Source organism: Pseudomonas chaetocerotis, from assembly GCF_015712105.2.
Taxonomy (GTDB): domain Bacteria; phylum Pseudomonadota; class Gammaproteobacteria; order Pseudomonadales; family Pseudomonadaceae; genus Aquipseudomonas; species Aquipseudomonas chaetocerotis.
The window spans coordinates 500209-511842 of the sequence record NZ_JACFYX020000001.1; the positions used below are offsets into that span (position 1 = coordinate 500209).

At 62.2% G+C, this 11634-nt stretch carries 5 protein-coding genes; 3 read left to right on the forward strand and 2 right to left on the reverse strand.

Translation table 11 applies throughout. From position 1 onward, the window contains the following. Positions 1-118: 118 nt before the first annotated feature. Complete coding sequence (locus H3221_RS02345; protein ID WP_196473909.1) at positions 119-6787, forward strand: Ig-like domain-containing protein; 6669 nt, start codon at positions 119-121, stop codon at positions 6785-6787. Positions 6788-6840: 53 nt separating this feature from the next. After that, positions 6841-8325, forward strand: coding sequence for a TolC family protein (locus tag H3221_RS02350; RefSeq protein ID WP_196473910.1), 1485 nt, complete (start codon positions 6841-6843; stop codon positions 8323-8325). 4 nt (positions 8326-8329) lie between these two features. On the opposite strand, the gene H3221_RS02355 is transcribed toward H3221_RS02350, so the two are convergent. Both H3221_RS02355 and H3221_RS02360 read right to left on the reverse strand, forming a co-directional pair. After that, on the reverse strand, positions 8330-9436 hold the full coding sequence (locus H3221_RS02355; RefSeq protein WP_196473911.1) for an SO2930 family diheme c-type cytochrome: 1107 nt from the start codon (positions 9434-9436) through the stop codon (positions 8330-8332). 2 nt (positions 9437-9438) lie between these two features. Then, positions 9439-10680, reverse strand: a complete 1242-nt coding sequence (locus tag H3221_RS02360; protein WP_196473912.1) for a parallel beta-helix domain-containing protein — start codon at positions 10678-10680, stop codon at positions 9439-9441. Positions 10681-10842: 162 nt separating this feature from the next. On the opposite strand from H3221_RS02360, the gene H3221_RS02365 reads away from it, so the two are divergent. Next, positions 10843-11571, forward strand: coding sequence for a class I SAM-dependent methyltransferase (locus H3221_RS02365; RefSeq protein ID WP_196473913.1), 729 nt, complete (start codon positions 10843-10845; stop codon positions 11569-11571). Positions 11572-11634: the final 63 nt, after the last annotated feature.

Sequence of the window (11634 nt, forward strand, 5' to 3'; positions counted from 1 at the left end):
CTAATGGCACGATGCGATCAAAGGGAGCTACGTCATGTTCTGGAATGATAAGAAGTCATCGCCTCGTTCCCCAGTCGCCACTCCTAGAACACCATTAGCCATATCCTTGGAACCGCGCATGCTGTTCGACGGCGCGGTTGCCGCCACCGTGGCCGATGCTGCGGCCAATCAGCCCGCCGCGACACCCAGCGCCCAGGAAAGCACCACCACCGATACCGCCAGCCACGACGGGCTGGCAGCCACGCCTACCGCCGGCACCGCCGACCAGCGCCAGGAAGTGGTGTTCATCGATGGCCAGGTCACCAATAAGCAGCAATTGATCGAGGGCTTCGCACCAGGCACCGAAGTGGTCGTGCTCGATAGCAGCCAGGATGGCTTGCAGCAGATCGCCAACTACCTGGAGGGACGTGAAGGCATCGACGCGGTGCATATTTTCAGCCACGGCAGCGCAGGCAAGCTATTGCTTGGTAACACCTGGATCGATGCAGGCACACTCGATGCCCGAAGCGATGTATTGGCCCAGCTGGGAAACGTGTTCAGCGAACAGGGCGATCTGCTGCTTTACGGATGCGATGTCGCCAGCGGCGATAAGGGCGCCGACTTCATTCAACGCCTGGCAAGCGCTACGGGCACCGACGTGGCAGCGAGCAACGATGACTCCGGTTCCAGCAGCATTGGCGGCGATAGCGAACTGGAAGTGCACATCGGCGGCGTGGAAGCGGCAGTGCTGTCGCTGGAGTCCTATCAGGCAAAGCTCGATGGCGGCACCCTTGCCTACGGCATGACGGGTGACCAAAACTTCGGATCAGTATTCAACGATGGCGAAGGTGGCACCCTGAACCTGTCGGAAGTTGATCTGAACATCTACTTCATCGACTCGTCCGGAAATACCACTGGCAACGTGATTGGCTGGCATCCTGACGACTACCCTGGCCTATATCCTGAAATACCTACGCTTGCATCGGATATCTACTGGATCAACAACGGAGATCCCAGACCACGCCCTGATCGCATGGTCATAGAGTCTGTCGACGGCAGTGAATTCAACTTCGAAAGTATCACCCTCGTCGACCATCAGTGGTTTACCACAGACCCCCGATGGAGCAGCAATGACATTCTGCAGACCGTTACGGCCTACAGGGATGGAGCACAGGTTGCCTACGCGGAGTTTTTCATACCGCTGAACACAACCAGCGGTATTTACACCATCAACCAGACGGACGTCCTCAACGATATAGACTTCCAGTCCGCCGACAAGATCGTTTTTGGATATGCCGGCGCCAACGACGGCATGTACTACGGCTTCAACAATGTCGTGATCGGCAGCTCCAATGCGGCTCCCGTGGTCAATGGCCTCAACGGCGACAGCGTCGCCTGGGCCGGTGTAGGCAACACCGTGTCGCTGGATGCCGGTGGCAATGCCAATCTAGCCGACGCGGAACTGGATGCGCTTAACAGTGGCAATGGCAACTGGGCAGATGCCACGCTGACTGTCCAACGCTCTGGCATGGCCATTACGTCGGATATTTTTGGTTTCAACACGTCAGGGGCACTGTTTACGGTTAGCGGTAGCGATCTGCAATCCGACGGTCAAACCTTCGCGACCTTCACCAACACCAACGGTGTATTGGCCATCACCTTTACCAGCACTGGTACAACGGCGACCAACGCACTGGTCGATAACGTTGTCCAACGCATTACCTATCGCAGTGATACCCCAGCCGGCGATGCCACGATCAGCTTTGCCCTGACCGATGGCGACGGAGGCACTGCGACAACCGCAAATGTCACCGTCACCAGCGATAGCATCTACGTCACCAATAACACCGATACAGCGAGTATCAACGTCAGCAACGGCGTGAGCTTCAGCGAGGCCGTGGCCATTGCCGCCGCCGACAACACCGGCAGCCAGACCATCGTCTTCGATGGCTCCCTGGCAGGCCAGACGCTCAACCTAAACGTCGTATCGATCAACGAAAGCCTGACCTTCAACATGGATCAGGTGAGCGGTCTCACGCTCACCGGCGGCACCATCACCCTGGCCGGCGGCACCACCCAGACCTTCACCAACGGTTCGGGAGACACTGCATCCATCGTCAGCGTGGTCGCCGGCAGCGGCGCACTGACCAAGGCAGGGATCGGCAATCTGACCCTGAGCGGCAGTAGCAACACCTTTTCCGGCGCCACCACCATCTCCGCTGGCACTCTCACAGTCGCCGGCGGCAGTGCCCTTTCCGACAGCAGCAACGTGTCCATCGCCGCAGGCGCCACCCTGGCACTATCGAGCAGCGAAACCATCGGCAACCTCTCCGGCGCGGGCTCTATAACCCTGGGCAGCAATACCCTGACCACCCAACAGACCGCAGACACCACCTTCTCCGGCAATATCAGTGGCAGCGGTGGCCTGTCGATCAACCAGGGCAGCTCGGCCAGCTATGCGCTGACCCTCTCTGGCAACAACAGCTATAGCGGCAGCACCACACTGCTCAATTACGGCTGGCTGAAGCTCGACGGCGAGGCCTCGATGTCCAGCAGCAGTGCGGTACGGGTCAACGGCAACAGCGTGCTGACGCTGCTCTCGGATCAGACCATCGGCAGCCTGGCGAGCAACAACGTCTCGGCCAGGATCCAACTGGGCAACTACACCCTGACCAGCGGAGGCGACAACACCACCACCACAGTAAGCGGTGTCATATCCGGCAGCGGTTCCCTGATCAAGCTGGGCAACGGCACCCTGACCCTGAGCGGCAACAACACCTACGGCGGCACCACCACCCTCTCCAACGGCACCCTGATGGTCACCAGTGACGCCAACCTGGGGGTCGGTGCCGTCAGCCTGGCGGAAGGAACCACGCTAAACGTAACGGGCGTCACCACCATCGACAACTCCATCGGCCTTATCGGCAACGCCACGATTGCAAACCCGCAAGATGTCACGCTGTCCGGCATCATCAGCGGCCCCTACGCGCTGACCAAGTCGAACTCAGGCACCCTGACCCTGTCGGCCAGCAACAACTACGGTGCCACCGTTGTCAACGCCGGCACACTTGCAGTGGCCAGCGATGTCAACCTCGGCAGCGGTGCGGTCACACTGGGCAATGGCACCCTCTTGCAAGTGACCGGGGCTACCACCATCGACAATGACATCCTCCTGACGGGAGATGCCACCGTGAGCACCTCGGCGGCGGTCACCCTGTCGGGCGTCGTCAGCGGTTCGCATACCCTTACCAAGGCGGGCGCCTCGACCCTCACGCTGTCCGGCAACAATGCCTACGGTGCCACTACCGTCAGCGCCGGTACCCTGAGCGTCGCCAGCGACGCCAACCTGGGCAGCGGCACACTGACCCTGGCGGCCGGCAGCACCCTGGCCACCAGTAACGCCACCACCATCGACAACGCCATTGCCCTGAGCGGTAACGCCACGGTGAACACTGACGCAAACACCACGCTCTCCGGCATTATCAGCGGCAGCAACAACCTGACCAAGGCCGGCGCCGCGACGCTGACCCTGAGCGGCAGCAACACCTATAGCGGCAGCACCAGCGTCAATGCCGGCACCCTGAGTATCGCCAGCGACACCAACCTGGGCTCTGGTAGCCTCAACCTGGCTAATGGCACCACGCTGCAGATCAGCGGCAACACCACCATAGACAACGCCCTGGCGTTGACTGGACTGGTCACCGTCAATGCCGGCGCCGCAGCCACGCTGTCCGGCACCATCAGCGGCACCGGCAGCCTGACCAAGACCGGCGCCAGCAACCTGACCCTCTCCGGCAGCAACACCAACAGTGGGGCCACCACCGTTTCCGTCGGTACTCTGCTGGTCGACGGCAGTACCAACAGCGCCACCACGGTGGGCACCGGTGCGACCCTGGCCGGCAGCGGCACTCTGGGCGGCGACGTCACCGTGCAAAACGGCGGTACCCTGTCACCGGGCAACTCAGGCGCCGGCACCCTGACCGTCAATGGCAACTTGACCCTGGACTTCGGCAGCACCCTGGCGCTGGACATCAACGGCGCCACCGCCGGCACCGGCTACGACCGGGTGGCGGTCAACGGCAACGTCGACGTCTCCGGCGCCACCCTGGCAGTCACCCATGGCTACGCGGCCGGCAGCGGCGACAGCTACACGGTGATCGTCAACGACGTCGCCGACGCGGTAGTCGGAACCTTCAGCGGCATCAGCGAAGGCGGTAAATTCAATGCGGCGGGTAATGGCACCGAGCTGACCACCAGTTACATAGGCGGTGATGGCAACGACCTGACCCTGACCGCCCCCATCGCCCCGACCGTCACCAGCGTGTCGTCCAGTACCGCCAACGGCACCTACAAGATCGGCGATGTCATCATCGTCAACGTGCAGTTCGACTCGGCGGTGAACGTGACCGGCACGCCGACGCTGACACTGGAGACAGGTGCCACCGACCGGGTGCTCAACTATGTGTCTGGCTCGGGCAGCAATACCCTGAGCTTCAGTTACACCGTGCAGGCGGGCGACAGCTCCGCCGACCTCGACTACGTTTCCACCTCGGCCCTGAGCCTCAACGGCGGCAGCATCCGGGACGGCGCCAACCAGTCTGCCATCCTCACCCTGGCTACTCCTGGCGCGGCGGGCTCCCTCGGCGCCAACAAGTCCCTGGTCGTCGACGGCGTGCGCCCGGCAGCCACCAGCATCACCCTCAGCGACACGGCCCTTGGCATAGGCGAAACCGCCACCGTCACCATCACCTTCAACGAGGCGGTGCTCGGCCTGGACGTCGGCGACTTCAACGTAGCCAATGGCAGCCTCAGCAACCCCAGCAGCAGTGACGGCGGCCTGACCTGGACGGCCACCTTCACGCCGAGCAGCAATATCATCGATACCAGTAACATCATCACGCTCGACAACACAGGTGTTATGGATTCGGCCGGTAACATCGGCAGCGGCACCACCGATTCGGCCAACTACACGATCGACACCGAACGCCCGACCGCCACTGTCGTGGTCAGCGACAGCCTCCTGAAGGCCGGACAGAGCACCACCGTCACCATCACCTTCAGCGAAGCGGTCACCGGGCTGACCACCGCCGATTTCAGCGTCGCCAACGGCAGCCTAAGCAACCTGTTCACCTCGGACAACATCACCTATACCGCCACCCTGACGCCAAGCGCCAACATCAACGACGCCAGCAACCTGATTACCCTGGACAATACCGGCGTGCAGGACGTGGCAGGCAACGCCGGCACTAGCACCACCGATTCCAACAACTACGCCATCGACACCCAGCGCCCAACGGCCGGCATCGTGATCACCGATACCGCGCTCAAGGCTGGGCAGAGCACCACAGTCACAATCACTTTCAGCGAGGCTGTGATTGGGCTGACCACAGCGGACTTTAGCGTGGCCAACGCCACGCTCGGCAACCTCAGCAGCAGTGACGGCGGCATCACCTGGACAGCGACCCTGACGCCTGACGCCGACGTCACCGACGCTACCAACCTGATCACCCTGGACAACACCAGTTACACCGATGCCGCCGGCAATACCGGCACCGGCACCACCGATTCCAACAACTGCGCCATCGACAGCAAGGCACCGGCTATCACCTCTGTCGGCGTGCCGGCCAACGGCACCTACGTGGCGGGGGACGCCCTCGACTTCACGGTGAACTTCGACGAAGCCGTAACCGTTGATACTGCTGGCGGCACACCACGCCTGGCGATCACCCTGGATACCGGCGGCACCGTCTACGCCAACTACCTGAGTGGCTCGGGCAGCAACGCGCTGGTGTTCCGCCTGACCGTTGCCAATGGCCAGCAGGACAGCAACGGCATTGCCGTCGGCACCAACTTCCAGAGCAACGGCGCAACCCTGCGCGATGCCGCCGGCAATGATGCCCAGACCGCGCTCAATGGCGTTCCCTCCACAGCAGACGTGTTGGTGGATGCCGCACCGCCACAGGTGACCGGCATCGCCCTCGACGGCACATCGCCCACCACCAATACCACCCTCGGCTTCACCGTTACGTTCAGCGAAGACGTCAACGGCGTGGATCTGACCGACTTCGCTCTGGCCACCACGGGCAGCGCCAGCGGTACCCTCCTCTCGCTGGTACAGATCGATGCACGCACCTATCGCATCACTGTCGGCGGTGTGACCGGCCAGGGCACGCTTGGCTTGTCGCTCACGGCCGCTGGCAGCGGCATTGTTGATAGCGTCGGTAACACCTTGCAGAGCAACTTCTCCAGCGCCGGCTATACGCTGGGCGGGCTCAATACCGGCGATCCGGAGTTCCGCGCCAACCCGACGCCCAACGTGCCTACTACACCGCCCACACCGCCTCAACCCAATGTGCCCGGCGCGCCACCCTCCAGCACCACCTCGCCACTGTTGCCGCCGCCACTGTTCGAGCAACCGACTCTCGGCAGTGGCGTACCCACGTTGGGCAACATCTTCATCAACAACGGTGCGCTGGCGCCCAGCTACATAGCCCAGGTCTTCGCCAGCAGCGACAGCGGTTCCGGCAATGGCAGCGGCATTGGTTTCCTCGGCTTTGGCGGGGGCGACGGCGGCGTGTTCGGCAGCAGCAGCTTCTCCAGCATGTTCAGCAAGGACGTACCGCTGGAGTCAGGCGAAATCCAGCTTCGCTGGGGTAATTCAAACAGCAATGGCCTGGGCGGGGGAGAGATTCTCGGAGCACCGACTCTGAGCCAGCAACTCCAGGAAATAGGAGATAGCGAACAACGCCAGGTAAGAGACCTTGCCTGGGCGTTGGGAGAAATTCCGTTGCAGATGCCACAAGCGTAATCGACAAAACAGATAAGAATCGAATGAGTGCCGTACCAGGGGGCGGCCCAAGGATGAGCAAAGCAGCGAAATTTTTCAGTATCAGTCTACTGACGCTAGCCGTTGGTGGCTGCGCGGTGACCAGCCAACCTATCGACCGCAGCGTCAGCGAGCAACGCGCGCAGCAGGATCTGGCGACCATGTTCAAGGATCAGGAGCCGCTCAGCGGCCCACTGACCTTGCACGAAGCCATGGCCCGCGCGGTGAAGTACAACCTCGAGGCGCGCCTGAAGGTCATGGAAGAAGCCATGGCCCAGCGTCAGGTCGACCTGGCCACCTTCGACATGCTGCCACGCATGGCGCTGTCCGCCGGCTATGCCGGACGTAACAACGTCAGCGCCTCCAGCAGCCAGAGCATCGAAACCGGCACCCAGTCTCTGGAGCCGTCCACCTCGCAGGACCGCGACCGTGGCGTGGCGGATCTGACCATGGTGTGGAACGTGCTGGACTTCGGTGTCAGTTACGTCAGTGCCAAGCAACAGGGTGACCAGCGCCTGATCGTGCAGGAGCGCCGGCGCAAGGTGGTGCACACCATCATTCAGGATGTGCGCTCCGCGTACTGGCGTGCCGTGGCGGCAGATCGTCTGCTGACCCAGATCGACAGCCTGATGGCACGCGTTGCCCAGGCCCGCGACAACAGCCAGCGCCTGAGCGAGCAGCGTATCGGCGACCCGATCCAGGCCCTGAGCTATCAGCGCGCGCTGATCGAGGCTAGCCGTCAGCTGGAAGAGCAACGCCGCGCCCTGTCGCTGGCCAAGACCGAACTGGCCACTCTGATCAACCTGCCACTGGGCACTCAGGTCGAACTGGCGCCTGACGCCGGTTATCAGATGCCGGAGCTCAAGATTGAACTGAGCACACTGGAGCAGGAAGCTCTGGCCAGTCGTCCCGAACTGCGCGAGCAGGATTACCAGGCACGCATCAGCGCTGCAGAAACACGCAAAGCCATGCTCCGTCTGTTGCCAGGCCTGGAGTTTTCCGCCGGTGGGCACTACGACAGCAACTCGTTCCTGGTGAACCAAAGCTGGGCCGACTACGGCGTGAAAGTCACCTGGAACCTGTTCAATGTACTCTCCGCGCCAGCCGCCATCGATGTTGCCAAGGCCGGCCAGGAGGTCGCCGATGCACGGCGTCAGGCCATGTCGATGGCCATCCTCGCCCAACTGCACGTTGCCAATGCCAACTTCCGCGAGGCTCAGCGTCAGTTCCAGACCAGCCAGCAACTGGCCGGACTGGACGGGCAGATCGTCGAGCAACTGCGTAATCGCTACCAGGCCCAGGGCATTGGCGAGCTGGAACTGATCCAGGGCGAGCTGAACACGCTGCAGGCGGACCTGCGCCGCGACCTGGCCTACGCCGAGCTGCGTAACAGCTATGGCCAGCTATTCGCCAGCGTCGGCCTCGACCCACTGCCGGAGAGCGTTGCCTCCGACAGCGTCGCGGATATCGCTGCTGCGCTATCCAGCCGCGAAGCGCAATGGCAGGCAGGCCAGCTCTAGTCTGTCAGCATTCACCATCGAGACTGGCGATCCAACGGTCGATCACCTCCAGCCCTTCGCGGTGGGAGGTGGAGCGGCCCAGTTCGGGCATCATGATGCTGGGGTCGGTGCTGTGCAGGCGGAAGCTCAGCACCGACTTCTCTGGTACACCGGGATGAATGTCCACCAGACGATCACCGGAGCCCTTGCCCGCTGCCACTGGCTGCTTGCACAGGCCATAGGCGATGCTCAGCGGCGTAGCCGGATCGAGATATAAACCTGAGGTACGCCCCGGCCCTTCACGGTTATGGCAGTGCGAGCAGTTGGCATCCAGATAACTGCGTGCCTGATGCTCCAGGCTCTCCCCTTCGCGCGGCGCGCTCCACAGGGCATTACGTGGAACGCTGGCCATGTCGGCCGGCATACCTTGCAGGAAGCCGATGTTCTGCCAGTGCAACAACTGGTTGGCCGCACCATCGGCGTAGGCGAAATCCTTGTTCAGATGGCGCGCCTTCGGCCCCAGGGGTTGCACACCCTTGCCAGCCTGCTCCTCGTGACACCCCGCGCACTGGTTGGCATCGGGCACCTGATAGTCGACCGCCAGCACCTCGCCGGCCTCATCATGCAGGGCCAGATCGAAACTGGCGCCTGCCCAGTCCAGCGTGGCCTCGCGTTGCGCCTCGTCCCAGATGTAAGGCAGAGCGACCCAGCCCTGCTCCTGGCGCAGCAGAATACGCGTCTCGATCAGCCGCACCCGCTTCAGTTCCACCGCCTCGGCACCGTGCTGCTCGCTACGCAGCAGCCGGCCCTGGGTATCGATCGGGTAGTAGAAGGTTTTGCTCAGCACGGTGCCAACGGGGTAATCGAAACGTGCTTCGGCATAGCGAGCATGGCGCCCTTCGGGCAGCCAGATCGTACGCAGCTTGTGCGCATAATCGGTGAACAGCGGCGTATTCAGATCGTAGGGCTGTACACCTTCGACGGGCTGCAACTGGCCGTCACGCTGCTGCAGCACACCCCAGGCGCTGAGCTTCTGCGGATAGTCCTCACTGCTGGGCAGATACAGGGGCGTGCGCGCTTGCTCACAGGCGCCGAGCAGCACGGCGGCAATCAACAGCCAGGCGTGCTTCATGCTTACTCACCTGCCTCGGCCAGGGCTGCGCGCAACTCGACGACAGGAAGACGGGGCAGCTCGCAGCGATGTGGCTCGATGTCCGTGCTGATGTTCTTGTAGCCGCCGGGGCCGTCGACGTTAACGATGCCGGCATCACCATTGTCGATGCAGATGGCCAGTTCCACCGGTAGTTTGCCATCGACCAGCTTTTCGGGGTTCACGTAGCCGTCCCAGAGGATGTCCGGCAGGCGGCCATTGAGACCGAACTTGGCCAGCCTCAGCGCTTTCAGCTCGAGGTTATCGGGGCTGTCGCCACCAGGCCCGAAGCGGTTGCCATGGATATGAATAGCCTCCGGGTAGGGATCGAAGTCCGCCTCGGTGGAGAGGTCGGTGTAGCCGGTGCTGAAGTAGCTGCTGACGATGACGTTGGCGGTGCGGTGGTCGCCAATATCGTTATCGAATATCTCTACTTTGTCGTTGGAGTTGACCAGCACGCCAGAGCCCGCCGGCACACTGGCGACCGGCGTGCCCTGGTGGCCAAAGTTCTTGTGGTTGTTGCTCTCGACCTTGTTGCGGTAGACCCGCGTGGTGTGACCTGGCTGCGGCAGGTTGGGCATGTTGAACACCAGGATGCCGCCGGTATTGCCGATGGCGATATTGTCATAGACGTCGGCGCCTATGGTGTTCTCGATCTCGATGCCGGCGACGTTGCGCTCGGCACGGCTGTTGCGCACCACCACGTTGCGCGACTGGCCCACATAGATGCCGGCGTCCGAAGCACCGATGGCCACCACGCCGTCGATCAGCACATTCTCGGTCTGTACCGGATAGATGCCGTAGGCACCATTCTCGGTAGCCGGGCCATTGGTCCACTCGGTGCGCACGCGACGAATGATGATGTTCTGGCCACCGACCACCTTGAGCGCATCGCCCTTGGTGTCTTCCAACGCCAGGTCCTCGATGGTGAAGTCGGAGGCGCTCACCAGCAGCCCTTCGGCGCCGGATTTCTGCCCCTTGAAGTTGAGGATGGTCTGATCCATGCCGGCACCGCGCAATGTCACGCCACTGACCTTGAGACTCAGACTGCGGTCGAGCAGCCAGGTGCCGGCGGGAATCTCGACCACCTCCCCCGGCTTGGCCTTGATCAGCTGCGTCTGCAGCTGCTTCTGAAAGTCGAGATTGGCCGCGGGCGGCGCTTCGCTCTCCCCACATGCCGTCAGCAGCAAGGACAGAGCAATAACCGAGGGAGCAGCAAGGCGCATGATGGGACTCCACTGTTGTTTTTATATTCTGGAACTATAGTACCAAAATAAATAAACAAGCCAACTCTCACAAGCAACACCATGAAACCAGGGGAGATGCTTGCAGCCCCCACCGGGAAGCAACAGACTACGAGCACTTTCGCAGCCCAAGGACAGGCAGCCATGCACACCCTTGAACGCATCTATCCCTTGAAGATGGATGAGCGTCTGGCCGCCGACCTGGCCACTCTCGAGTTGCACATGCAGCGCTACGCATTCGCCAGCGACTCACTGGCAGGCTCGCGCGTGCTCGATATGGCGTGCGGCTGTGGATATGGCAGTGCATTGCTGGCCGAACGGCATCCGGACAAGCAGATCACCGGTATCGACATCGATCCCGAAGCCATTGCCTACGCGCAGGCGAATTATCAGCGACCCAACCTGCGCTATCAGTGCGCCAATGCCGAAACCTTCGCCGACAGTTCAGGCTTCGACAGCATCGTCAGCCTGGAAACCATCGAGCATCTACCAGACCCGCTGCGCCTGGCAGAAAACCTCGTACGACTGCTGGCCCGGGGTGGCCGTATCATCGCCTCGGTGCCGACCACACCAACACTCGACGGCAACCCGCACCACCTGCATGACTTCAGCGCGGCCAGCTTCGCGCGCCTGTTCAGTTGCCATGGGCTGCGCCCGCATGAGCGTTTCGAGCAGATCCAGCGCTGGGAGTTTTCCGGGTTGTTCAAGAAGTCGGAGAAAAAGGAGGCGCTCCAGCACCGCTCGGAAGGTGTCGGCACTGCCGTGCTGGCGTATTACCGCAGCCACCCGTTTTATCTGTTCAGGCGCTTGTGGTCGATCCTGCGCTATGGCCCGAGCAATCGCTACCTGACGTGCCGCTTCAGCACGGACTGAGACAAGCCGCAGGTCACGGCGACGATGGTGGGCCGAAGCCCACCCTACGAGGCGCTGGCCAGG